Below are 23778 nucleotides of genomic sequence, written 5' to 3' on the forward strand. Positions count from 1 at the left end.
CTCCTCTTGATCGGCTGCGCCGAAGTTGCCTCAGGCCTCCGACAGTCGATCGCCGAAACCAGCGCACTGGTCGGTGCCGAGGGCGATGCGGGTGTCGAACAACCGGCGCCGGCACGGCGGCTAGTCAAGATCATTCATGCCGAGCTTCAGGCAGAGATCGCAGGCTACCCAGCTGCTGGGACGCAATAAATTAAGTTCGTGATCGCGCTGCCACGTTGGCGGCTTGACGTTGGCAACGACCTGTGCAGCAGCACGGGGGCCTCGTCAACGCCGCCTCGCCGCTGCTCCCGACGGTCAGGTGGATAAAATACGGAGCTCAGCCTCTGCGGTTGATCTTGAAGCGGCTCTTGTCAAGTCGCTGCGACGAGGCGCCTCATGACGCGTGGGTTGTACTGGAAGCGCGGTGTTCGGAAGCTCGGGGTAAGTAGATGCCAGGAGTCGAGGAGACGAGGGCGGAGATCCGCTTCGCTCTGAGCCAGTTGAGTGCTCAGAACCGCCATCATGAGTTCGAGCATCTTGCTCGTGCTCTCGCACGCATGACGATCAGCGTGAACATTATTCCGGCGACCGGCCCGGTTGCCGCCGGCGGTGATCAAGGGCGCGACTTCGAGACATACCGAAGCGAGCTACCTGAGCAGGTCCAGCTACTCGGCCGCGAGCTCGGCATCCGAGACGAAGACGGCGTGGGTTTCTGCTGCACGCTTCAGCAGGACAACGTCTCGTCGAAGTTCGCTGAGGACGTCGCGACGATGGCGTCCAAAGGTACACAACTGTCGTTCGTCGTCGCATACTGTGAGGCGAACGTTCCGACAGCTGCCCGACATCGACTTCAGGAGCGCGTGTCGGCCGAATATGACATTCACGTTGAAGTGTTTGACGGGACCGCCATTTCAGAGCTGCTCGCACAGCGGCACACCTTCTGGATCGCTGAGCAGTACCTGCATCTTTCCGCGCGGGTCATGCCCGCCAATCCGGATCGGCCCGAGTGGTACGAGGCGGACTTGGACCGCTGGCGGTCCGACGATGAGCCACTCATTAGCATGGGACAGTTCGTCGATCTGGCAGGGTGTCTACGATACGCTACCTCTCATCGAGAAGCGGTAGAGGACCTGCCATTCTGGATTGCGAAAATGGAGCCGCTGCTGGATGGAACGCCACTTCTAATCAAACGCAAGGCTCAATACGAGCTCGTCGTCGCCAGGTTGCGTGGTCTAGGTGACATGCGTCCTGTCGATCCCCTTGCGGCCGACTTCATCGAGAGTGCCCTTGAGACAGATGAAGCCCCTGTTCTGCGCGATGCAGCCGTTCTTCTCATGTACTGTATTGGCGCACGGGCCAGGGGAGTAACAGCCCATTCCGACGAGCGACTCATGACTTGGAACAGGCAGCTGACCGACCTGGTTCAAGTGCTCCTGGGCCACGACCCGACACCGAGCCGTAGGTGCGCCTTGCTCGACGTTCTAGCCACTCTCAAGCTCCAACCGGATCTGGACGCAATCAGGGAATCCGGTGCCACGTACGCACTGGGGCCCAGTGTTCCTCGGTGGTCCACCGCTGACTGGAACGCAGCGGTCAGCAGTGGCGCGGTTCGGCTAGTCGACGTTCTTGCTGTTGACCGGACAGGGGCACTCGACGCATTAGCCGAACTCGTCACCTACCTCGACCAAGCACCTCTGTTTCCGGTATCAACCATCGCAGAAGAGCTGCGTCTGCGCGCAACTCAGTTGGTCGATGACAGCCGATACGACGCAATCGTCATGGCAATTGACGGCCGTAGCGCCAAAGTCGAGGGAGGTCATGCGACTGCCGAGCGGGCACGCGATCGGGCGATAACGTTCTTAAATGCCGGCCGGTTACTGGAATCCCTGCGCGACATTCATCGTGCCCGATCGGGCTGGTTCTCCGGCGAGAACAGTCGCGGCATGCTCCTTTCCGCATTCACCAGGGAACATGGTTCGCGGCGACACATCTCAACCAGGTGGCGATCATCGCACACATGCACTTGACGGAACAGCCGTTCGACCTGAGCAGGCATGTCCCCCTTCAGCGCGCGTTGTTCGAGCTGAGCATTATCGAAGCGTTGGCCACCAAGGCCGGACCGCCGTACGAACAGTTTGTGAAGGATGCAATTGCAGACGCTGGCGTCGAAGATCTCCACCAGGAAATAATTGCCGGCATACAAGACGGACCTTGGTGGATCGACCTGAGTGCCGACGAACTCAGCTCGAAGATCTTCAATGAACTTGAGCGTCCACCGTTTGCAGACGCGGGCACTAAGCGTTCAATCAGGTGGAGCGCTCTTGGTGTCCGCTGGTCGGTTGAGTTCGACAACACATACGCCGACACTCTCGTCGGCGAACGACTTGCCGCCACAGCACAGATCATCCTTGCCGATCTCGCGCTTCGCGACCCGGTTCTTCTACCTGGAGCTGTAACCTTCAGTGTCGCCGCCGGCACGCCCACCAGTGAGATGGACTTCCAGCATCAGCAGGGCTCCGACGGCGCACGGTGGGAAGTTGTACTGCCGAGTATCCACATACGCGACCGAGATGAGTACGATCGAATCGCACGGGAGACGCTCGCTGTTGTCCACTGCGCCGTACGCGAAGCTTCCGTCCTGCCCGACGAGCGCCTCGAAAGCATGCTCTTTGAGGCACTCGATGCCGGAGTTCTCAGCAATATCCTTTTTGGCGTCCCATTCGATATCGCATATGCTGACTCGACCAAGGCCGACGATTTTGCCCGAATTCCTCGGAGTGAGCGTTCACTTGTGGTTGACGATGGTCGTACTCCGGCGCCGGGGCCGATTCTCTCGTTCCCTGAGACGGCGGGCCTCGGATACTCCGTCGAAGACGGTATCAGACAGGCGGCTACTCGTTATGAAACGATTCCTCGATTGTTGAGGTCGACACTGCCGAGCTTGCGTCGCGATTATCACTTCCAGGAAACGGTGCAGGCATTGCGCGCGGACGGATGGCTGGATTGGCAGATCCTTGTCGCAGTTTTCAATGTCGCAGCCAACGCACGAATGCGGTCATCGCCTCCGCCGCGGTCTGCGGAGGAAGCACAGCGCTTGCAAGAACGCTTTCTTGCACCTGAACCTGCCGACGACCCACTTGACCCGAGCATCTTCGCGCCAGGGCTTCTTCATGAAGCGTTGATGATGTCACTCGGTTCCACCCTGCACAACTGGGGCCTGGCAATCCCCGTAAACGGGGTTCACCCCGAGGCGCTCCGTGAGTTACTTAGTCGCAGATACAACTACGGCGTCGACGATGCATCGCATATCGATCCTTTCGAGCCTTCATCTAACTGAAGGTGCGCGGATGTCTGCGACCAAAAGTTCCCTTGGCCACGCACAATAACCCCTCGCGCCTCATTGGCCGACATACCCCACTGTCGCGCGAGGTATTCGACTGTTCCGCGGAGGTCGGCGGGAGTGACTGGCCGGTTTCCGCAGCGGGCATAGGGGCCGTCAGTTTCAAGCAGTATCCGCTCCGGGGGAAGTCGCTGGAGCAGCGCCTCACCTTTCTTCGATCGGGTCATCGCGGGGTTGATCGAGAACCAGAGTCCTGCACTGAGTGCGTCGTCGACTGCGGCCAAGGGGCCGGTGTACCAGTGCAGGATCGCCGGCACTTGTGCCTGTGCCAGCCGGGTGATGGTTTCGCGTTCGGCGCCGCGGCTGTGGACGGTGACAGGATGGGTTCGTAGCTGGGGGTCGGCCAGGATCGCCTCAAACACGCGAAGCTGCTGCTTGCGAGTTGCCACTCCGGTCCGAGAGAAGTCGAGCCCGATCTCGCCGATCCACGTCGCCTGTGGCAAGAGCCGGAGAAATCGAGCGAGATCGTGAGGGGAAGCACTCCCTGCGCGAAGTGGGTGAAAGCCCAGGGCGACGTCGACACCGTCGCGTCGGCCCAGGCGGGTACGCAGGAGGCGGTACTTGCCAGGGTCTTCAGTCACCGCGATCACGTGCACCCCCGCAGCGTGGGCGCCGTCCAGGACCGCGACGGGGTTGTCGTAGGCATCGATGTGGCAGTGGGTGTCAGTTAGCACCGGAGTAGTCACGATCACGGCCTCACCAGTTCGGTCAAGGCCCCGCGGGCTCCGCTGGCCAGCCAGGTGCGAAGCTCGGCGAGTCCCCGTCGCCAGACTCCAGTGAACGCTGCGCGTTCGCCTTGTGCGAGCGGGCCGTTGCGCAGGACGTCGCGATCCGGTCGATCCGCGAACGCACCGGTTACTACGGCCCGCAGGTCCGCTCCGCGGCGGCTGCGGCGGTTGAGGAGGATCGTGATGTCGTGCTCGTCGAACACGTCATAGGCGTACTCGTCGTCGTCCCATCCGACGTGCGCCAGCGAGGCACGACGAATCAGACAAGGGAAACAGTATCCGCAGTTTCCTTGCTTGCGGCCGACATAACGGGCGGTTTCGGGGTGCGAGCAGGAGACGCTGAGTGGCGCCAGCCGGCGCAGCAGTTCCGCGTTCCGGGATTTGGCGAGCATCTCGCCCTTGGTGCGCAGCCGGTACGGGTTGAGGACCGGGTTCGGGACGCCGATCGCGGTTGCGGCGGCGCCGAGTTGGTTCATGAAATGTGGATGGGTGGTGCGGGTGCTCGCGCTGCCGACACGAGATCGTGTGAGGGGCACGTTGATGCCGATGAAGCCGTTCTCCGGCACGTACACCGGCGTCTCCGTTCCCTCAGCGGCAGCGAGAGCCAGGGCAGCGGACAGGAAGAGGAGTGACCGAGATCGCGTGGTGTTCTCGCGGAGCCTGGGCAGCGCGCGTGCCTGATGGCTGTTCGCGGGAGCGGGGCGCAAGTAGAGGCGGCGGGAAACGATGCGTTCGGCGCCGTACTGTTCGTTCAGTTCGTCGAGGAGGAGTTGTTGGGCGGTCGATGCCTGTCCGCCTTCGTGGTGGGACAGCAGGCACAGCCGACGACGCGGATCTTCTTCGAGAAGATCGATGACTCCGCACAGCGAGTCGAGGCCGCCGGAGAAAAGGCACACGCCATCCACGTCGAGCCCAACCGGCTGGTCAGCAGCGGGAACGCCGGCCACATGAGCGAGCGGGTGGCGTTCGGACTTGTAGGGGCTGATCGCCCAGTGGTCGCCGGTCAGAAACCGCAGGGCTGCGTCAAAGCCGGCCCTTTGCCACGCGGCAGTGTCTTCGACGGGAAGTCGGAGGTGGAGCTCCCTCGTCCAGGAGTCCAATGTGTCACGCCGCCGGGTGGTCTTGTCGGCGCAGTACACGGCTGCTCCAAGCAAGAGGAGGTCGGCGGCTGGCCTGGGCGGTCTCCAGCCGGCGAAGAACTCGGGGCCGCTGTCGCCGGTTTGGATCGTGGCCGCGGTCCGAGCTGGAGCCCAGTCGAGTAGCCGGACGTCATCGGGTTCGGTCACCGAGGTGGTGAGATCGGTGCGCACCAGGTAGGTGGTCACTGTGCGTCTCCGTCCAGTCCTTGGAGTGCCTTGTACGTCATGCGGACGGTGTCCTCGGCGATCTGGCGTCCCTCAGGGCCGGCCCAGTCGACCGCGTAGGGGTCGTCGGGGATGCGGAGCGAGACGAGGACCTGGATGATCTGACGCATTTCCTCATCGGCTTGGCGCACAGCGTGCGGATCGGTGATGCGGCTGAGGCGTTCGGCAATGACCGGAACCCGGTTGTAGACGTACTGGGCGAGGAACGTTTCAAGCAAGGTGGGCAGGTTCTCCCGCGAGACGGCCGTCTCAGCGGTGTCGGTCAACTCGGTCCACGTGTCGGCGTCGCCGAAAACCTCGTCCAGCACGTCGCACGCAGCGTCACGGGCGGCTTGGGAGTCCAGGTCATCGCCGTCTCCTGCGATGAAGGTGATCAGTTCATCCAGGACGTCGAACCGGGTCCGGCCGACGAGAGTGTCCAGTCCCAGCGAGGTCAGTGTGTTTTCGAGCCCGGTTCCGCCGACTCCAGCGAGCAAGGCGCCGAGGCGCTGGACGCCACTGCGTCCGGCACGGGCGCCTGCGGCGGCGCCGCCAGCTCCACCTAACACGGGGACATGGCGAGCGAGCACTCGCTGGGCATATGCGCGGGTACTCGGAGATCCGGAGGTCAGCCCGCGTACGTAGGACGCGGTCGCGTGTTTGAGCGGAGTCCACGCTCCGCCGCTGCCCGCGGTGCGATCGGCCGAGGTCCCCATCAGCGCCGGCCGCTGAGTCGTTGTGCTTCGCGGGCGGTGCTGATCATGGTCTTCAGACCGGGCACATCGCTGTTTTCCCACTGGTCCAGCAGCGCGGACACTGTCGGGTGATTGGCAGGGAGGCGACGAACGGCGTTCCCGGCCTGCGCGGGTGGGACGGCCGCGGGTGGGATGCGCATGAGGGCGTCGCAGATGGATGACAGGGTGTCGGGTGCCCGCTCGGCGAGTTCGAGCGCGGCGACGAAGGCCGGTCCGCCTGGTCGACGCGTCAGTACTTCCACCAGCGCTTCCACGACCTGGGCACGCTCGTGGTCAGGCAGCTTTGCGATCTCGTCACAGGCGAGTCGGCGCGCTCCGGCGACCTCGGTCTGCACCCTGGTGAGTAGTTCCTGCAGGTGGGGAGGCAGGCGGGTGACGGCGACGCCGAAGGCGAGTTTGTCGCGGGAGTAGGTGAAATACGGCCTGAGGTCCAACTCACCGAGCGGAGGCTCCAACCCCAGCCACGCACGCACGTGCGATTTGTCCGCCCATGCCCGCACATCTTCGGCGACCGGCGGCTTTTGGGAGGCCCTCCGCCCCCGCTTGCCGGCTGGGGACCGGCGGGCGCCCGAAGACCCGTCGGCGGTCTCGCTCTCATCAAGCCGAGGCGTGTCCTTCTCGTCGTTCGGTTCAGAGGTGGTCGCTCCTGCCCGTGCGATGGTCTCCGCAGCCGCGAGCTCCGGGATCGGGCCGGGCGAGGTGAGTTGCCAGTCGAACAGCCGCTGGAAGTCGCTGAAGTGTTGTTCCTCCAGGACCATGAGCTTGGCTAGTACCGGCAGGTCGAGGGCGATCTTCCGGCGCTGCGCGCTGCGGTGCTTGAGCAGCAAGTTGTTGAGGAACCGCTTGAGCTGCCTCGGGTTCCCGCGCAGTCCGCCCCCGAGTACCTGGGCGATGCTCGCCGCCCAGTTCAGGTCGCGCACCAGCTCGTCCGGCACGTTGCCGAGGACCTCACCGGCAACACCGACGTTGAACGCGACCTGCAGGTTCCCGGCATCGCGGCGGCGGCGAGTCTCGTTCAGGACTTTGGCGAACTGTTCGTTGTCGAGGCGCAGTTCGGCCAGCAGCAGGTTGACGTAGGTGTCGGCCTCCGGAGCGGACAGCGGCGGGATGGCCACCTTGAGCTGCAGCATCTTCTCCAGGTAGTCGGCACCGATCCCAGCGCCGTCGGGCCGGCGCAACTGTGGATAGCGCGAGTCGATCGCTGACTCGACAACCGCCTGGTTGGCCGCCATGACGTAGGCGGTCTTGGGAGTGTTGAGGAACAACCGAATCGCCTCGAAGGTGTCCACCACGGTCTCGGGCAAGCACCGGTCGAGGTCGTCGATGAACACTACGACGGCATCCACGTCTTCCAACGTTGTGACGACCTTCGCGAACTCAGCCCGGAACCGCCCCGCGTCCGCGATCGCCTCAGCCGTGTCCTTGCCTGACGCGGCCTGCTTGGTCTTGGGATCCTCCAGCAGCTTGTTGGCTTCGCTCGCAGCGGCGTTCACCACGACCTTCGTCACGTCCAGGACCTGCGGATCAATGCTCGGATCCATCGCCTGGATCACCAAGGGAGCCGCGGTCTGGGCGCCGGCTACCGCGACCCGTCCGCCCCTGCGCCCCCACCGGCCGAGGCCCTGGGCGAACCTACGGAGCCTGGACACCTGTTCCTGCTCGTCGGAGGCGACTCGTTGGCCGACCGCGTCGAGCACGGTCGTCATCAGCGCGACCTTGACGTCGTCGTAGTCCTCGTACTGCCAGGGGCTAAACTCGACGCACACATACCGTGACAGCGACTTCTCGCCGTCCCGAATCTTCAGCAGCTCCTGCCGGGTGATCCGCATCAGGCTGCTCTTCCCAGAGCCCCAGTCCCCAAGCAGGCCCACCGTCAGTGGGAGCAGCCGCGGCTCGGTGAGCGCCACGAACAGGGTGTCCACCAGGAAGTCGAAGCCGAGAAGATCAACCTCGGTTTCGTTGTCCGCCCACATCGCCCCGCTCCATTCGCCGCGCCATGATGACTACCCGCTCCTCGGTGGCCGCGGGCCGAAGGCGAACACCGAGGATAAGTCGGTGATTGACGTCGATGGTCAATTGACAGGCGTGTCGGCGCCGACCAGGTACTGTTACTGCTCGTTACAGAGGTGTGATCGGCGCGTTGGGATCACGATGCAGGGTTGGCACTACACCATCGAGCGGCCGTCTACGCGCGTCGTTGCAACGTTTAACGGAACGAGCTGGTCAGTGAGGCGGAACTTTGTTGCGGCGGACGTAGGCGTACGCGATCTCATAGTTGACGGCACCCGACCAGTCACCGTCGACTCTGGGGAAACGCCTGTGAAGCCGGCCCTGGACTCGGCCGGTCAGGTCCAGCCCGGTTTCGATGACGTAGCGAGCGTGTCTTGGCCCCGGACGAACGGCTTGTCCAACTAGATCCAGACCCCGGTAAGTGCCGGCCTCTTTCCGGGGAGTTCGTCGCCTTCCCAATTGGTAAACGGGCTATCGACCACAGTGTTCACACCTTCCGGCTGCGTGAATCACGTTGTTGACGAGGTCCAGGTGCAGCCCGTCATCAAGCTCGGCCGAGTCAGCGTGTCGGCCGTTGGTCAGGAAGAACCAGCTGTGCTCGGCTTGGCCGCTATCGACACACGTCTCACATGTAACCTGCAGTGTTCGACCTGACCTGCAGATGCGGTAGCCGCCGTTCGTCAACACGCGGAGGCCACTCGCGCAGCGACTTGGAACGATCATGACCTGCCCACCGTGGCCGGTAATTCTGTAGCGCGCCCTGCGCGGCCGCAGGTCCGGAACATCGTCGCTGCTGGTCAAGCGTGGTGCCATAGCCGGATCCTACCCGTAATCGAACGTACATTCGACCGCGGCTCAACAGGTCGACCTATCCCAGCAAGATGCTCGTGAGCCGAGCATCTGTCGAGCCGGAGGTCGAGCGCTCACATGAGATGGTCAGGGCACGATCTGCAATAACGCCGCCGTCATGCCGATCAGGGTCTCGACTTCCGTCCGGCTGTAGGAGTAGTCCTTCGTGCCGGCGTCGACGTGTAGCGCTCCGCTGGCCTGGTCCTCCATGGCCGCGCGGATCCAGGCCCACCGCTCGTCGGCGGTGCGCTCGCGCTTATCCTTCCGCTGCCCAGGCCAGTTCCAGCCGCTGAGCGGCGTGATCGTTTCGAGCGCCTTGCGCACCTGCAGCATTGCGCTGTCGATCTCGTTGCCTCCAAGTAGACGTTGAGCCTCGCGCAGAAGGTCGGCGACTTCCCTGCGCGGCTCGTCATCTGCGGGGAAGGGAATCAGCATGTCAACGCCGAGGGTGCGGCCGAGGCCAGCGAGCTGCTGGCGCCACCTACTTTCGGCGATACCGATGTGCTCGGTCGCTTCGGGGGCGCCGGGGAAGCCGCTTGCCTGTGGCAGCACGCCACGCACCTGCAGTTGCAGTCGCAAATCACCCATCCTGGACTGTTCCATCGCGAGGAGCTGAGCGTTTGTGACGAGGTAGCGCAGTTCCTCCCGACGGATCTCGCCGACCGGCTTGAACGGCACGGAGGCAGTCGCTGAGCCGACCGGCGCGCGGGTTCCACTGGTCGTCGTCGCATACAGGGTCGTCTCCAACATGAGGAGCCGACCCGCCTCTGGCCCCACTTCGGGCACGCCCACCTCCAGTTGAAGCTGGAAGTAGTGTGCGCCCAACCCCCTGTGGATCCAGACGCTGTCGGGGGCGACGGTGACGTTGTAAGTCCCGAGGCCGGCTTCGAACTTGAGTTGATCCACGGCAGCATGTCCTCATCTCGTGCAGGTTGCTGATTGTGCCGTGGACGCACCGCTGAGGTGACGGATTTTCTCGCGATCCGCTGGCGAGCCCGTGCTGAGTCGCTCGATCGGGCGAAATGATCAAACGTGCATGACGACCATGCCGTCTGCATGGTCGGTGACCCAGGACGGCGGCTGGCGCCCTTCCAGGACGTCCGTAACGTAGGCCGGGACTTCGGAGCGCAGACCGCGGAGGATATGCGGAAAGTAGCTCGCACGGAAGTGCCCGTGGTCCCGCGGCGTCGCCTGGAAGAGAGCGCCAGCGCCGGTGTCGACTCGCTCGGCGATCGCATGACCGAACTGGGCGGCTCGGACTTCAGAGACCGCCTTGAAAATCATCCGCGCCACATGCCGGGCACCGTGCTGACGTTGGCTGAGGAAGGTCTTCAGATCCTCGGGCAAGGTCGGAAAGTTGAGGTCCCTGATCAGTTCTGGTGACGCTGACGGGTCAGCCAGGTCCTCCAATGGAACAGACTGCCGGTACGCATCCAGCACCACGCCGTCGCTGTTCTTGAGGATCTCGTCGACCAACAGGCCGGCCAGGACGGACACGCTGGCCCGGCCGCATCGCTTGCACGGGTCGGTGTGGAGTCGTCCGCACGTCAGCCCCTCACGGTAGTCGGCTCCGCCGAGCAGCAGGACGTACACAGCTGGGAGGTCGAAGAGATCTGCAACGTGCAGCAACCGGTCCAGCTGATCGCCGTGCCGGTAGCCGAAGTGGATCTCCCATCGAGCCCCGTCGCGGAAGAGACGCTTGGCCTGCGCGAGGGTGCCGAAGCACGAACCATCGCTATCGATCCACCACCACAGCCAGTCGGCTCCGACCTTGCCTTCCTCGTGCTTGGTGAATCTCGCCGTCGTGACGAATGGCGCTGCGTGCCGCCACAGCAGCGGGGTGACCTCCTCTTCGTACCACGGAAGACCGTAGAGGTCGCACTCCACCATGTGGTCTTCCGCGGCGCGGCGTGCCTTGCCGAGGGCTGCCGCGAGATCGAGCGGGGCTTCACGTTGCGTCACAAGACCCAGTGTCGCATTAGCGTCATGCGCGACTACGCGCCACGAGACAGCCGACAGCACGAAAGCTCCGCCAGCGTGCTCAGGCGGGTCGAAATCCACACTGAGGACGTCTCAGCCGGACAAGTGGGCCCGGAGTTCTAGCTCGGGCGCAGGCAGCACGCGCCGGTGCAAGACGTCTGTCTCGATGCGGCCGTCGTCATGTTGCCAAGTCCTCCGAGTGATGAGCCTGTGCGCCGAATGTCGAACGGCCACCCTAGACTGCGTCCACGTCGTCGCCGAGTACCGACGTCTCGGCTTCGGCCGTACGCTGGTCGCGGCCGCGGTGGCCCGTTCCCCGCTTTACCAGTGGACGGCTCCGCTGCCGGACGGTCCGGTGGCGCAGTCGTTTCGTGCCCGGATCGCCATGCGTCGGCCCGCCTTGCCTTCACCCGCGGCGGGTGAGATCAGAGGGCGAGCCTGTGCCGAGCCCAGGATCGGGCGGCCGCGGTTAGGGCCGGGCGGTGGGCCAGCGGCTGGTGGCATTCGAGGTATTCCCAGATACCCCAGATCGCGACCGCGAATGCCGTCTTGGTTTCGGCCGGGGTTTGCTGCCAGAGCGGGAGCTGGTCTGCCCAAGTTTCCCCAGCCGCCGGGTTGTGGCCGGCTTCGATGAGGCGGGTGATGAGGAAGGCCGGATCGGCCGCTGGGCTGGCGTTTCGTGACCAGGCCCAGTCGACGATCTGGACCTTTCCGTCGTTGCTGAGCAGGTTCAAGGCGTGCAGGTCGGTGTGGGCGAGCGTGTTGCCCGTGACGTGCTCGACCGCGGTGGTTTCCCAGCTCGTCAGCTCGTCGATGTGGTCGCGGGCCCACGGATCGAGATCGGCGGGAGCGTCCTTGGCGAGGCGTCGCCAGGCGGCCAGCCTCGCCCCACTGCTCGGCCAGGGACGGCGCGTCGACGGACACCGTGCTCAGGCCCGCTGCCATCGCCGTGACGACGTCCCGCACCGGGTCCAGGTCGGCGGACCCCGGGGAGAGGTCGACGTGGTGGCCGGGAGAGTGCTCGAAGCCCAGCAAAAGCCAGCCGTCGGCCTCGGTGCGCCACAGCAGCCGAGGAGCGACCGCGGGTGGGAGGAACCGGTTGACCGCGGCTTCGTGGCGGTGCATGCGGCCGCGCTTGCCATCCGCGTCGGCGATGCCCTTGCAGAAGAGGGTGCCCGTCTCGGTGTGCAAGGTGGCGGAGAAGTCGGAGTTGCGGCCCGCGTCGGGAAGTACGGCGTCGTGTACGCGGCCGGTTTCGCGCTCGATCGCGGTGCGCACCGCGACGGGCAAGGCTTCCCAGGTACTGCGCGGCATCCTGTCCGTCCTCCTAGGCCGCGACCGGCGGCGGGTCTTCGTGGCAGCCATTGTGACAGCCCGTGCAGCTGCCGAGCGCGGTACGTGGCCACAGCGCCTCGTCGAGGCAGAAGCCGAGCCGCCGCATTGCCGTGGTCGTCCGGGCGAAGACGGTCGCGGGTGACTCCCCGCTGTTCTGGCCGTCGGTGGGCACGTGGTGGAGGAACCTGCCGGCGACGCGGTCGCAGAAGGCGGCGTACTCATGGGTGTCGAGGATGAAGGTGTGCCAGCCGATGTCGACGAGCTCGCTTGGGGCGAGCCGGGCCTCGATGTTGGAGCCGCACGCGGCGAGGAACGCCAACGCCTGGTCCAGGATGCGTTCGGCGAGGTCGCGCTCGAAACGTTCCACCGTGACGATGCGGCTGCTCAGGCGTTGGAAGAGGTCTGCGGAGACCAGGGACCGCCCGGTTCGGTGCGTGCTGATGGTGATCGACATCGAGTTCTCCTCGGTTTCGGAGCGCTGGACGAACCCAGCTTCGGCGGCTCCGCTGCAGGTAGGGAGGCCAAGCTCAGGGGCGTCGCGGGGAGGCACGGGGCAGAGCGGGGCAGATGACCTTCACGCGGTGACTCAACGCGCAGGCGTGGCTACACTCGGCGTGACCGGGGAGGATACGTGCCAGAGCCGAATCGCCTCTTGAGGGCAGCGCGGGAACGACTGCCCTCGCCGAGCGTGCCCGGTGAACACGCATCCCGAGCCGATGTCGCCGACGGGGTGACGCGCTGGCTGTGGGAGACGACTCAGACCAGGTACCCCTTCGACGCCCACTACGTGGCAAAGCTCGAGCGTGGCGTTGTGCGGTGGCCGAGCGCGGCTTATCGAGCCGCTCTCCGGCACGTCTTGGGCGCGTCGGACGACACCGCCCTGGGCTTCGCCGCCACCACGAGTTCCAACAGCCCGGTCGTGCCGTCGTCGTTCACCGCTTGGCAGTCCGACGCCGTCGTCGACCGGGCGGTCACAGCGACCGAACAGGACCTCATGCCGACCTCTCGCCGGAGTCTGCTCGCGACGGCTGCTGTCCTGGCCGGTTCGGCGCTGGCCGCCGAGCTGACTCCGTTCCTCTGGCCGTCCGTTGCGGCTGCGCCGCGGCGGACGTCGACCGCGTTCACCGTGGCTGAGCTGACCTCGGCAGAAGAATTTGTCCAGTTCGTTCGTCGCTGGCGTTCGGCTAGCGGCTCCGTCGCACGCTCGACAGCCGTGGCGCAGCTCGACTCCCACCTTCGCCGTCTGAAGGAGGCTCCGTCCGGTACGGCGGAGACGCGTCGCGCCTTCCGCGTCGGCGCCGAGCTCGCCGACATCGTCGCGACGATGGCCTGGGACGAAGCTGCGCACGGCGCGGCGCAACGCTACTTCAAGCTGGCGGCACAGCTGGCCCACGTCGCCGGCGACGACGCGCTTGCCGCCGTCGCTCTCGCCTCGCTGGCCCGCCAGTGCTTCGACCTCGACCGGCCGGCCGACGGCCTGGAGGTCGTGCAACTGGCGCAGTACGCCACGCGCCGGACGGCCAGCCCGCGGCTGCGCGCTGTCCTGGCCACCCGCGAGGCATGGGCACACGCCCAGCTCGGTGACGCGCCCGCGTTCCGGCGGTCCGTCCGGCTCGCCGAGGACTACTTCAGCGAGGGGCTCCGGGACGGCGACGCAGCAACCCCCTCGGTCCGGAGCTTGGACGAAGCCGAGTTGATGGGCGTCATCGGAGCCCGTTATCGCGACCTGTCGCGACATGACGTCCGGCATGCGGCCGAAGCCCAGGACTACATCGGCCACGCGATCGCCCTGCGCGATCCCGACCGGGTCCGCAACCGCGTCTTCGACCTCATCGGGCTCGCCCGCAGCCACCTGATCACCCGCGAGCCGGAACGCGCCGCCGAGCTGATCGGCATGGCCCTGCCTGATGCTGTGCCGTGGACGTCCGGGCGAGTCGGAGTCAAGCTTCGGGACTTCCATCGGGAAGCAGGGGCGTTCGCTACGGTTCCTGCCGTGCGCGACGTCCGCGAGGTCGTCGCAGCGAAGCTCGCCGTCTAGGAAGAGGACACTCTGTGGTGCGCATCGGAATTACCGGCCACTCCAACCTGACCGTGGCCACCGCCGAGCTCGTGGCCGGCGAGCTCCGCGAGATCCTGAAGGAACAGCGTGACGATCTCGTGGGTGTCACCTGTTTGGCCCGGGGCGCCGACCAGGTCTTCGCTCGAGTCGTTCTGGAGTTGGGTGGGACGCTCGAAGTCGTGCTGCCGGCGGTGGACTACCGGGAGCGCAAGGTCAAGCCGGGCAACGCGGCCGAGTTCGACAGCCTTATCGCGGACGCGAGCGTTCACACGATGCCGTTCGCCGAGTCGAACCGCGACGCCTATATGGCCGCCAGTGAGCATGTTCTGTCCATGGTGGACAAGATGGTCGCAGTCTGGGATGGCGGGCCGTCCGGTGGCCATGGCGGCACCGCGGATGTCGTCGATGCGGCGAGGAATCGGGGGCTGGACGTCACGGTCGTCTGGCCGGAGCACGCTGCCCGAAGCTGAAATTCCTTCAGCGGCGGCCGATCCGATCGCGCCGAGACGGGATTCCCTTCCGTTGCCGGAGGACATCGTCACAGGGCTCACACTGCTGGTGGACGCGGTTGTTTCGACCCTCACCAGAAAGCTTGAACTCCGCCTCGCCGGATTCGCCGCAGAGCATGGTGACGGCTTCTCCCGGCTGCGGCACCGCAGTGAGGTCCATTCGATGCCACTTGCCGTTGAGGACCGGCTGGATCGTCAGCGGGTCGACGTAGATGACGGCGGCGACCATCACGACGCCCGAGCTTGGAGGGAATCGAGCCGAGTCTCGATCGTGACCGGCTGGGCGAAGGCGCGCCCCAGCAGCGCCCTCGCAGTGTCGTGGTACTTGTTCAGCACGTCCTTGTCCGTGCCGAACGTCGTGCAGTGGCTGTGCTTGAGCGCGACGGCGATCGGCCTGGAGCCGTCCTCGAAGAGCGTGAAGGCTGCCGCGGAATCGGGCCCGGACGGGACGATTTGAATTGTGACGTCGAGGCGGCGCCCTGCTTCGCGGAGCTGCCTGATCTGCTCCGCGCCGTCGGGTTCGTCGCGGGCCATGCGCAAGGCCTCGTCGCCGACCAAGAAGACGTACCGGCGTCCACCTTGCTCCATCGTCTGCCGACGACACTGGCGGTGAAACAGCTCCTGGTCGTGCCGTTCGGACTGCTCGGTGACCTCATCCCGAGCCGCGGCGGGCGGCGGTGGTGGTAGCAGGAGGTCCGGGATGCAGAACGGTGCCCACTCCACGATGCGGCTCGAAAGTTGCTCGTACGTCCACAAAAGATCGATCAGGGGCGACGCGGACTGGTCGACGAAGTTTGGAACATCGATTTGCTTGGCGATCTTCATGATCTGGTCGAACTCGGTCCTGCTGACTCGGAGGCAACCGAGGATATGGGCGACCAGCGTGGGCTCGGGGACGTTCGTCCCCAGTTCCACGTTCGACAGCTTCTGTGCGCTGATTCCCAGCATGCGAGCCAACTCGCGGAGTCCGATGTTCCGGCGCTCGCGCGCATCGCGCAGTCCGACGCTCACGGCGAGTACCGCAGGTTTGCGAGTTGCGTTCATCGTTCGGTCCTTGCTTTCACGTTGGCCAGCTGAATAATCTTCGGGAAGGTGACGAAGTCCGTGCAGTACTCGGCTGAGTAACACGTACAGAGCCAGGTCTTCCTCGCTCGGCCATTCGGGACCGCACACTGGCTCGTCTTCTGATTTCGGTTTCGAGGTCATGGTTTTCAGTTGCCGCCGGTCTTGGGTGGCACCCCTGGTGGCCGGGGCTCACATCGGAGGGGGAAGCGAGGTGGTCGACCAGCCACCGGGGTGCCGAAATCGACCTTCGCGGGTCGTCCAGCTGAATCACCAGGGCGTACATCCGGGGCGAATCTGTAGGAGATCTTGCGTGCAGCCTTCTGACCTGCGGTAATCTGATGACCTCAGGCGGTGATCTAGGGAGTGAATCATGGGAACGCGGCGCCACGGGCTCATCCGCGCTCGTAAGGCAGCTGGCTACACCCAGGAGACGCTTGCCATCGAACTGGGCCTCGACACGACTACCGTCGGGCAGTGGGAACGCGGCAAATCGGAGCCGCTGCCGTACAAGCGGCCGAAACTCGCAAAGGCGCTCGGCGTCACGTCGCGCGGCCTCGAAGAGCTGCTGGCCGAAGGCGCTGCCGTGGTGTCGCGTCCGAGCGCTGACTACGAAACTTGGACCGACGACTTGGACCGAGTCGCCGTCTGCCTCGGCCGCCAGGAGTTCGACCTGGCGAAGCTCCTGCTGGATCGCTGGACCGGCCGGCTGGTGCCCAGCGGCGATGACCGCGGACTCTACCTCTACGGCCGGTCGCTACGGCTCCTCGGTGATCTGCGTCAGGACCAAGGCGTCCTCACCGGACCGATGTCCGCCCGGCAGAGCTACGGACGCGCCATGGCGGTCTTCCGCGAGCTCGGTGCCGACCGGCGGGTCGCGCAGCTCGAACTCCAGCTGGCTGTCCTCGACGAGATGGGCGGCAATCACGAGCCTGCCGCCGAGCAGTACCGGCAGCTGGCCACGGACACCCGCCTCGACGCCCGCGACCGCACCCGCGCCCAGCTCTGGGTCGGTACCGCGCTCAGCAAGGCGGGCCGGAACGCGGACGCCATCACCTTCATCAAGCCCGCCATCCGGCAGTTCGAGGCTCTTGAAGAGCCGCAGGACTGGTCGGTGGCGTTCCAGAAGCTGGCCCTGGCGCACCGTGGTGATGGCAACCTAAGCCAAGCCGGTGTCGCCTTCCAGGTGGCGCTCGACCACCGGCCCGGCGACGCACCCATGCAGCGCGTTCGCCTCGACACTGCGCACGGCCACCTCCTGCTTTCCGACCCCGCCACGGCCGACAGCGGGCTCAAGCTGCTGGAGGGCGCCGCCGCAACCTCGACGCAGTACGGGATGATGCATCAGCTACAGGCCATCTCGGGCATTCGCCGCGCGTACGAACGCCAGGCGTAAGCCCGCGCACGCGACCCGAGGGAGTACGAACGCGCCGTGACGCGGCAACTTACCGATGTGGAGTGGCAGGACGCCGAGCTCGTGTGGGACTTCCACCAGGTCCACCACGAGATTTTTGCGTGCGACGTCGCCATCGCACTGGGATGCAACGACATCGGCGTCGCCGAGTACGCGGCCGAGCTGTACCACCGCGGCATGTTCCAGACCGTCGTCTTCACCGGGGCAACCAGCCGGGACACCGCCGCCATCTTCCCGCGCGGCGAAGCCGTCCACTTCCGCGAGCGCGCCTTGGAGCTGGGCGTGCCGGACACCGCCATCCTGGTCGAGCCTGAGGCCGCGAACACCGGCGCCAACATCACGCTCTCCCGCGACCTGCTCATCGGGGCCGGGTTGACACCGGACTCCGTGCTCCTCATCTCGATGCCGTACATGGAGCGGCGGGCGTTCGCGACCTGCCGGCGGCTGTGGCCTGAAGTCGCGGTGACGTGCACGTCGGCGCCGCTGACGCTGGAGGGGTACGTCAAGACGATCGGCGACGCCGCCGAGGTCGTCGACATGATGATCGGCGATCTGCAGCGGGTGATGATCTACCCCGAACGTGGCTTCGCCATCGAGCAGCCGGTGCCGCCCGCCGTGGCCGACGCGTTCGATCGCCTGGTCGCGGCGGGATTCAACAGCCGCCTGCTCTGACCGGCGGAAGTCGATCAAGTCAGTAGCGGACCGTCACGGCCGTGCTGCGATTGGGTGATCTGTCGCTACTTGTGTCCACATGGACACGGAGCGGGCATACCGTGGTTCTTCCAGGTAGGGGGGCCTGCCGGGCGAGTTTCGACGGCGGTGGGGAGGGCCGATGACTGGATCCCGCGGTTTTGCAGTGGCGCTGCGAGGTCGTGAGTTCCGCGCGCTGTGGCTCGCCGAAGCCTTATCGGTCTTCGGCGATCAGGTCGCGCGGGTGGCGCTCGCGCTGCTGGTCTACGCGCGCACGGACTCCGCGGCGCTGACGGCGCTCACCTACGCCCTGACCTTTGTGCCGGCGATCCTGGGCGGCTTCTTGCTCTCCGGTCTGGCGGACCGCTATCCGCGCCGGTCGGTGATCGTCGTGACCGACGTCGTGCGCGCCGTGCTGGCGGCGGCGATGGCCGTGCCGGGGATGCCGCTCTGGATCCTTTGGGCGTTGATCGGCTGCCTGACCATGGCTGCGGCGCCGTTCAAGGCCGCTCAGCTCGCGCTCCTCCCGGACGTGCTTCCGAATGGGCTGTACCAGGCCGGTCTCGGCCTCCGGCAGATCAGCACGCAGACGGCCCAGGTGGCCGGCTTCGGGCTCGGGGGCCTGCTCGTGACGAGCTTGAGCACGAGCGGCGCGTTGCTGGTGAACGCCGCGACGTTCCTGGTCAGCGCCGTTGTAGTCGCCGCGGTGGTCCGAACTCGTCCCGTCAGCCGAGCCGAGACGAAGACGACACCGCGGTCAGCGGCGGCGGGCAGCGACCCGCGCATGGTCGCTGTCTACATGCTGGCCGCGATGGTCGGATTCTTTGTCGTACCCGAGGGCCTGGCAGCTCCGTACGCGAACGCGGTGGGCCTGACGTCGATCGGGGTCGGCGTCCTGATGGCGGCCGATCCCGTCGGCAGTGTGCTCGGCGGCTGGCTGGCCAGCCGGCTCCGGCCCGATACCGCGCTCACGGCGAAGCTGGTCGTCGTGCCCGCAGCGGCGTCCGGCCTGCCCCTGATTGCTTGCCTCGCGTTACCAGGCGCTTGGTGGGCCGCAGGCCTCTGGGCGGTCTCGGGTGCGCTGTCCACCATCTACTTGATCCGGCTGCAGGCGGTCGTCGTCGAGCTGGTGCCGGACGCGCGTCGCGGCACCACGATGGGACGGTTGAGCACCTGCCTCTACAGCTCGCAGGGCATCGCGATACTCGGCGCCGGCGTGGTCGCTGAGCGGCTCGATCCCGTCTTCGTCGTTGCCGGGTCGGGCGCGGTGGCGTCACTCTCCGCGGTCGCGGCTGGGTTCGTCTGGTGGGCGGCTCGACCTCGGCAGGCGAGAACTGTCGAGGACGAGCCCGCACCGGCGGATTCAGCGCGCTCAGAAGTCCTTGTTACGCATAGTGACCCCCTCCCGGAGCGTCCGGCGGCGGGAGGTGCCGAGGTGCGGCGGCCGGAGCTCGAGGACCTCGGGTCCTCCCCTGGGAACGGAAGCGAGATCAGTATGCCGAACGAGGGGGTCGCTGAGCGCTCTGGTTGGTCACGATGGGCTATCTGGTTGCTACCGCGCCCTGCGGCGGTGTTTCTGCTGGTCATCGATGCCATCGCGGTAGCTGCCGTCATCGTTGACGCGGGGGCCCCGATGGCCTGGCGAGATGTCGTGTCCTGCGGGTTGATCGTCGGGCTCGGCATCTTGGCCGCGGAGATGACCCGCCGGGTCGAGCGGCGGCGACGGCGGTTTTCGGACACCCCGCACGTCAACTTCTCGTCCGTGTGGACCCTGGCCGCCGCGCTGACCCTCCCGACTGCCTTGGCGGCCCTCGTCGCCTTGCTGCTGTACGGGCACCTGTGGCTGCGCAGCTGGCGGGGCGTCGCCGGGATCCACGCGCACCGTGTCATCTTCAGCACGGCGAACGTGATCCTGTCCTGCCAGATCGCGGGGTGGGCAGCCCGGCAGCTGCACGTCGTGCCACCCGGTCAGGAACCCGGTGTCTGGACCGCGGTGGGCTTGGCCTCGGTGATCGCGATCTACTTCGCCGCAAACTCGACGATCGTCGGGGTGGCGATCGCTCTCGCCAGGCGGAGCCTTTCGTTCAAGCGGATGCTCGGCGCGCTCAACGAGAACATCCTCGAGCTGGCGACGTTGTGCATGGGCGCGCTGACGGCCGTCCTGCTGACTCTGCGCCCGTGGCTCGTGGTCGTGTTGTTCCTGCCGCTCTACGCGCTGCATCGCAGCGTCCTGATCCGCCAGTTCGAGCACGCTTCGACGACTGATTCGAAGACCGGGCTGCTCAACGCGGCGAGCTGGCACGCGATCGCGGCGAAGGAAATCGACCGCGCTCGCCAGCACGGCTTCAGCGTCGGTGTCCTGATGATCGACATTGACCACTTCCGCGACGTGAACAACGTTCACGGCCACCTGACCGGCGACAGGGCGCTCGTCCTCGTCGGCAACGCCATCCGGAGCGAAGTCCGGAGCGACGACCTCTGCGGGCGGTTCGGTGGCGAGGAGTTCGTCGTACTGCTGCCGGGCAGCTCTCCGGACGCGATTCACGCCATCGCGGACCGCATCCGCGAGCACGTCGAACGCACCGTCATCGAGCCGGATTCCGGACCCGGCTTCCACGTCAGCGTGTCGATCGGCGCAGCTGCGTTCCCCGCGGCGGGCAGTTCGCTGGAAGAGGTCCTGATCTCCGCTGACAACGCGCTGTTCGCGGCCAAGGACGCCGGGCGCAATCAGGTCCGAGTCGTCAAGTCGACCGCCTAGCGATGACCGCGGCTGTCGGGCTCGTGTCTGGTCGCGACGCTGCTGCGACCACGTGGCCAAGGGACGCAACGCGCGCAGAAGCGCACGGCCGTCGGGTGACAGCTTGTACCAGACATTGGAGAAGGCGCTGCCTTCCGCGCGTCGTTCGACGAGACCGTCCTGTTCGAGCCGCCGGAGCGTGTCGGTCAGCGTGCGAGCCGTCAATGGCTTCGAGTGCGCCGTCCAGCCGGAGCGCTCCTCGGCTTCGTTCACCTCGTTCCGCAGCTTGGTGAACTCCAGCTCGCCGAGCGCGAGGGTCGCGAGGACGGCGACGGTCCAGTCACCTCGCAGCAGGGCAAGTACCTCGTACACGCTCTGCCGGTACGGCACGTCCCAGTCATCCACACCTGCAGACCTATCACGAAGTGCCCCCCGGCTTGCCCCAGTCGAGCCCTTGACGTCCCGTCGGCAGGACACCTTCGTCCGAACGAGTGAAGATCCGTCGACTGAGTCCAGACTCACCCGCCGACTTACCTTGCACTCAGCCGAGGTCAGGCCGCTAAACCGGAAGTCACCCGGGCTCCGGCGCCTGGGAACGGAAGAGGAATCGAAGGGGACGGTGGCCGGCCGTGTCTGGCGAGAAGGCCGGCCGGTCACCGCGACCTACAGGGGGAGGGAAGCTGCGATGACGACTTGCTCGCTTGAGCCGATCAGTCGGCTACCCGTTCGCGAGGAGCATGGCGGCCAGCGTGCCGGCGATCAGGAACGGCCCCATCGGGATCGCGGTCCGACGCCGACCGAGACGCATGATCGTCACCGCGATCGCGGCGGCCAGCCAGGGCAGCAGACTGCCGAGAACGAGCGTTTGCCAGCCGAACCACGCAAGTGCCGCGCCGAGAGGAACGGCCAGCTTCACGTCCCCGCCGCCGAGCTGGCCGGGCGCCACGAAGTACACGGCGAGGAAGAACGCTGCTGTCACGGCCGCGCCGGCGACGGAGCGAGCCAGCGAACCGGCCTCGCGGTTGACGACGGCGGCCGTGACGACCGCGGCGCCGACCGAACCGGCGAGTCCGAGAACAAGCAGGTTCGGCAGGCGCCGCTGTCGGGCATCGACGAAGGCGAGCGGCACGCCGAACGCCGCCACGCTCGCGGAAACCGCGAACTGCGCCACGTCGGGAGCGCGCCAGGCGAGAGCGCCGACGAGTGCGGCCGCGATCACCAGCTGCGCCGCTACCTGCCGGCGGGGAGAACGGACCACGAGCGCACCACCCATCACGACCGCGACGGCGGCCGCGATGCCGGTCAGGATGAACAGGGGTAGCGGAATGATGTCGACTCCGTCAGGTGCGATTCGTCCATCATGGACGAAGGTGTCAACCCACGCGATCTTGCTGAGCTTCGCTGCGCTCACGCTCAGCGCGTGCTCCGGCGGCGGTTCTTCAGCACCGTCAGCCTCTGCGTCGAACCCGCCGGAGACCAGCTCGGCCTCGGTTCCGCGGCCGACTCCCGCGCCCCAGCTGGCAACGGACGCCTACACCAGCATGTGGCAGGCGATGGCGAAAGCCGGCGAGACGGCGGACTGGCAATCACCCGAAGTGGCGAAGTACGCGACCGGTGACGCGCTCGGCGTGATCAACCGCAGCCTCTACACCGACCACCTCAACGGCGTGGTGTCGAAGGGAGCGCCGGTGACGAGCCCGAAGGTCACCGAGGAGAAGCCGCCGAGCAAGCCCACGACGATCATGATCTCCGACTGCGGGGACAGCACGAACTGGGTGAAGTACAAGAAGGACGGTTCGCCTTTCAACGACTCGCCGGGCGGGCACCGCGCGATCACCGCGGAGGTCAAGAAGCAGGCGGACGGCTCGTGGAAGGTCACCAGGTTCGCGGTCGAGGGGGTGGGGACATGCTGAACCGTACGGCGCCCGCGGCCGTGCTGGCGGCGGCCATCGCGGTGATCGCCGCCGCGCCCGCGCTCGCCGACGGCTACGGCTACACCGACTGCAGCCAGTACCCGAATCCCGGCTGTGAACTCGGAGCGGGCAAGGGTGGGCAGCAGGGTGGCGACCACGGCAACCAGCCGAACAAGCCCGGAGGCCCAGGGCACCACAACTCCGGCGGCGGACCTTCGGATCCCGGCGGCGACACGATCATCGGCGGCGGCAACCTCGCCCAGTGCGGCTACGAGCGCAGCGGATACCAAGGACCGCCACCTGGAAGCGCTCAGCCGGCAGCGTTCCATGTCCCACCTAGGACTGGACCGGCCACGGCGGTGCCTGCTGTCTATCGGCGACTGGCGGGCGCGCAGCCACCGTCCGGTGCCTGGTACGTCTACAAGTGCACCGGGGCCGGCTTCCGGGACACGCTGTACCGGCCACCTGTCTGGATCGCGGACGGTGAACCAGGTCCGGCGCCGCTGCCATCGCCCGCTGAGCTCGCCGCGCAGGCGCGGAGCCAGCTGCGTCTGCCCGCGCCGAAGATCAAGGCAAATCCGGCCGGCGACCAGCTGGTCACCCTGCCGACCTGGCTGTGGCTGGACCGGAGCAGCTGGGGCGACGTCTCGGCCACCGCGTCGGTGCCGGGGGTCTCGGTGACCGCGGTCGCTAAACCGACCTCGGTGACCTGGTCGATGGGCGAAGGTGGCTCGGTGGCCTGCACCGGCCCCGGTTCGTCGTTCCCTGGGGGCGGTGACCCGAAAAGCGCGTCGCCGGACTGCGGCTACACGTACAAGGCGTCCTCGGCCGGCCAGCGCTCGGACGCGTTCCCGGTGACCGCCACGGTGAACTGGACCGTGACGTGGTCGGGCGCCGGCACGGGCGGCACGTTCCCGAACATGACGACCTCCGCCTCGGCGGCGTTCCGTGTAGCGGAGAGCCAGGGAATCGCGACCGGCTGAGGTCCGGCACGCACAACACAACCCTCGTTTGA

General features: G+C 66.3%; 20 protein-coding genes and 1 pseudogene. 9 read left to right on the forward strand and 12 right to left on the reverse strand.

Going from position 1 to position 23778, the window contains the following annotated elements:
* The first annotated feature begins 428 nt into the window (after positions 1-428).
* Entirely contained in the window at positions 429-2006 is a 1578-nt protein-coding gene (locus ACLJQM_RS33360; RefSeq protein ID WP_410634300.1) for a hypothetical protein, read from the forward strand.
* The gene (locus ACLJQM_RS33365) at positions 1979-3316 is read left to right on the forward strand and encodes a hypothetical protein (RefSeq protein ID WP_410634301.1); all 1338 of its coding nucleotides are present in this window, start codon (positions 1979-1981) and stop codon (positions 3314-3316) included. The genes ACLJQM_RS33360 and ACLJQM_RS33365 overlap by 28 nt, the downstream gene beginning before the upstream one ends.
* Here the strand turns inward: ACLJQM_RS33365 and ACLJQM_RS33370 are convergent.
* From ACLJQM_RS33370 to ACLJQM_RS33405, 8 genes are all read right to left on the reverse strand, one after another.
* Positions 3262-4071 carry a TatD family hydrolase gene (locus tag ACLJQM_RS33370; protein WP_410634303.1) on the reverse strand — a complete coding sequence of 270 codons (810 nt, stop codon included), beginning with the start codon at positions 4069-4071 and terminating at the stop codon, positions 3262-3264. The two genes, ACLJQM_RS33365 and ACLJQM_RS33370, sit on opposite strands and share 55 nt — an antisense overlap.
* Entirely contained in the window at positions 4068-5432 is a 1365-nt protein-coding gene (gene qatC / locus ACLJQM_RS33375) for a Qat anti-phage system QueC-like protein QatC (RefSeq protein ID WP_410634305.1), read from the reverse strand. Before qatC ends, ACLJQM_RS33370 begins: the two co-directional genes overlap by 4 nt.
* Complete coding sequence (locus ACLJQM_RS33380; protein ID WP_410634307.1) at positions 5429-6040, reverse strand: hypothetical protein; 612 nt, start codon at positions 6038-6040, stop codon at positions 5429-5431. Before ACLJQM_RS33380 ends, qatC begins: the two co-directional genes overlap by 4 nt.
* Positions 6041-6165: 125 nt before the next feature.
* Entirely contained in the window at positions 6166-8178 is a 2013-nt protein-coding gene (locus ACLJQM_RS33385; RefSeq protein WP_410634308.1) for a P-loop NTPase fold protein, read from the reverse strand.
* A 973-nt stretch (positions 8179-9151) separates the two neighbouring features.
* Positions 9152-9970, reverse strand: a complete 819-nt coding sequence (locus tag ACLJQM_RS33390; RefSeq protein ID WP_410634310.1) for a hypothetical protein — start codon at positions 9968-9970, stop codon at positions 9152-9154.
* A 120-nt stretch (positions 9971-10090) separates the two neighbouring features.
* Positions 10091-11026 carry a hypothetical protein gene (locus ACLJQM_RS33395; RefSeq protein WP_410634311.1) on the reverse strand — a complete coding sequence of 312 codons (936 nt, stop codon included), beginning with the start codon at positions 11024-11026 and terminating at the stop codon, positions 10091-10093.
* 443 nt (positions 11027-11469) lie between these two features.
* On the reverse strand, positions 11470-11778 hold the full coding sequence (locus ACLJQM_RS33400; RefSeq protein WP_410634312.1) for a hypothetical protein: 309 nt from the start codon (positions 11776-11778) through the stop codon (positions 11470-11472).
* A 593-nt stretch (positions 11779-12371) separates the two neighbouring features.
* Positions 12372-12833: a glycine-rich domain-containing protein gene (locus ACLJQM_RS33405; protein ID WP_410634313.1), complete on the reverse strand. Its 462-nt coding sequence runs from the start codon at positions 12831-12833 to the stop codon at positions 12372-12374.
* A 234-nt stretch (positions 12834-13067) separates the two neighbouring features.
* Here ACLJQM_RS33405 and ACLJQM_RS33410 point away from each other — a divergent pair, with 234 nt between their 5' ends.
* Both ACLJQM_RS33410 and ACLJQM_RS33415 read left to right on the forward strand, forming a co-directional pair.
* Positions 13068-14417, forward strand: a complete 1350-nt coding sequence (locus ACLJQM_RS33410) for a hypothetical protein (protein ID WP_410634314.1) — start codon at positions 13068-13070, stop codon at positions 14415-14417.
* Between the two features lie 14 nt (positions 14418-14431).
* Positions 14432-14908 carry a hypothetical protein gene (locus tag ACLJQM_RS33415; protein WP_410634315.1) on the forward strand — a complete coding sequence of 159 codons (477 nt, stop codon included), beginning with the start codon at positions 14432-14434 and terminating at the stop codon, positions 14906-14908.
* 7 nt (positions 14909-14915) lie between these two features.
* Here the strand turns inward: ACLJQM_RS33415 and ACLJQM_RS33420 are convergent, their stop codons facing one another.
* Positions 14916-15176: a hypothetical protein gene (locus ACLJQM_RS33420; RefSeq protein ID WP_410634493.1), complete on the reverse strand. Its 261-nt coding sequence runs from the start codon at positions 15174-15176 to the stop codon at positions 14916-14918.
* Positions 15176-15958, reverse strand: a complete 783-nt coding sequence (locus tag ACLJQM_RS33425) for a Scr1 family TA system antitoxin-like transcriptional regulator (protein ID WP_410634316.1) — start codon at positions 15956-15958, stop codon at positions 15176-15178. Before ACLJQM_RS33425 ends, ACLJQM_RS33420 begins: the two co-directional genes overlap by 1 nt.
* A gap of 424 nt (positions 15959-16382) precedes the next feature.
* Here ACLJQM_RS33425 and ACLJQM_RS33430 point away from each other — a divergent pair, with 424 nt between their 5' ends.
* The 3 genes from ACLJQM_RS33430 (at position 16383) to ACLJQM_RS33440 (ending at position 20871) form a co-directional block, all read left to right on the forward strand.
* Positions 16383-17405 carry a helix-turn-helix transcriptional regulator gene (locus ACLJQM_RS33430; RefSeq protein ID WP_410634318.1) on the forward strand — a complete coding sequence of 341 codons (1023 nt, stop codon included), beginning with the start codon at positions 16383-16385 and terminating at the stop codon, positions 17403-17405.
* 36 nt (positions 17406-17441) lie between these two features.
* Positions 17442-18095, forward strand: a complete 654-nt coding sequence (locus ACLJQM_RS33435) for a YdcF family protein (RefSeq protein WP_410634319.1) — start codon at positions 17442-17444, stop codon at positions 18093-18095.
* 160 nt (positions 18096-18255) lie between these two features.
* Complete coding sequence (locus tag ACLJQM_RS33440) at positions 18256-20871, forward strand: MFS transporter (protein WP_410634320.1); 2616 nt, start codon at positions 18256-18258, stop codon at positions 20869-20871.
* Positions 20872-20910: 39 nt separating this feature from the next.
* On the opposite strand, the pseudogene ACLJQM_RS33445 reads toward ACLJQM_RS33440, so the two are convergent.
* Positions 20911-21507: pseudogene (locus ACLJQM_RS33445) on the reverse strand (winged helix-turn-helix transcriptional regulator); the annotation flags it as partial.
* 61 nt (positions 21508-21568) lie between these two features.
* Positions 21569-22261, reverse strand: coding sequence for a prepilin peptidase (locus tag ACLJQM_RS33450; RefSeq protein WP_410634322.1), 693 nt, complete (start codon positions 22259-22261; stop codon positions 21569-21571).
* A gap of 142 nt (positions 22262-22403) precedes the next feature.
* On the opposite strand from ACLJQM_RS33450, the gene ACLJQM_RS33455 reads away from it, so the two are divergent.
* Both ACLJQM_RS33455 and ACLJQM_RS33460 read left to right on the forward strand, forming a co-directional pair.
* Positions 22404-22763, forward strand: a complete 360-nt coding sequence (locus tag ACLJQM_RS33455; protein ID WP_410634324.1) for a hypothetical protein — start codon at positions 22404-22406, stop codon at positions 22761-22763.
* Complete coding sequence (locus tag ACLJQM_RS33460; protein WP_410634326.1) at positions 22757-23746, forward strand: hypothetical protein; 990 nt, start codon at positions 22757-22759, stop codon at positions 23744-23746. The genes ACLJQM_RS33455 and ACLJQM_RS33460 overlap by 7 nt, the downstream gene beginning before the upstream one ends.
* The last annotated feature ends 32 nt before the right edge of the window (positions 23747-23778 follow it).

It is taken from the genome of Amycolatopsis sp. cmx-4-83 (genome assembly GCF_046548815.1).
GTDB lineage: Bacteria > Actinomycetota > Actinomycetes > Mycobacteriales > Pseudonocardiaceae > Amycolatopsis > Amycolatopsis pretoriensis_A.

What these genes read in the sequence shown, in the direction of transcription:
- ACLJQM_RS33405 (WP_410634313.1), bottom strand. Translation starts at nt 12,833, where the DNA reads ATGTCGATCACCATCAGCACGCACCGAACCGGGCGGTCCCTGGTCTCC.
- ACLJQM_RS33385 (WP_410634308.1), bottom strand. Translation starts at nt 8,178, where the DNA reads ATGTGGGCGGACAACGAAACCGAGGTTGATCTTCTCGGCTTCGACTTC.
- ACLJQM_RS33455 (WP_410634324.1), top strand. Translation starts at nt 22,404, where the DNA reads ATGGCGAAAGCCGGCGAGACGGCGGACTGGCAATCACCCGAAGTGGCG.
- ACLJQM_RS33420 (WP_410634493.1), bottom strand. Translation starts at nt 15,176, where the DNA reads ATGGTCGCCGCCGTCATCTACGTCGACCCGCTGACGATCCAGCCGGTC.
- ACLJQM_RS33430 (WP_410634318.1), top strand. Translation starts at nt 16,383, where the DNA reads ATGGGAACGCGGCGCCACGGGCTCATCCGCGCTCGTAAGGCAGCTGGC.
- ACLJQM_RS33360 (WP_410634300.1), top strand. Translation starts at nt 429, where the DNA reads ATGCCAGGAGTCGAGGAGACGAGGGCGGAGATCCGCTTCGCTCTGAGC.
- ACLJQM_RS33440 (WP_410634320.1), top strand. Translation starts at nt 18,256, where the DNA reads ATGACTGGATCCCGCGGTTTTGCAGTGGCGCTGCGAGGTCGTGAGTTC.
- ACLJQM_RS33460 (WP_410634326.1), top strand. Translation starts at nt 22,757, where the DNA reads ATGCTGAACCGTACGGCGCCCGCGGCCGTGCTGGCGGCGGCCATCGCG.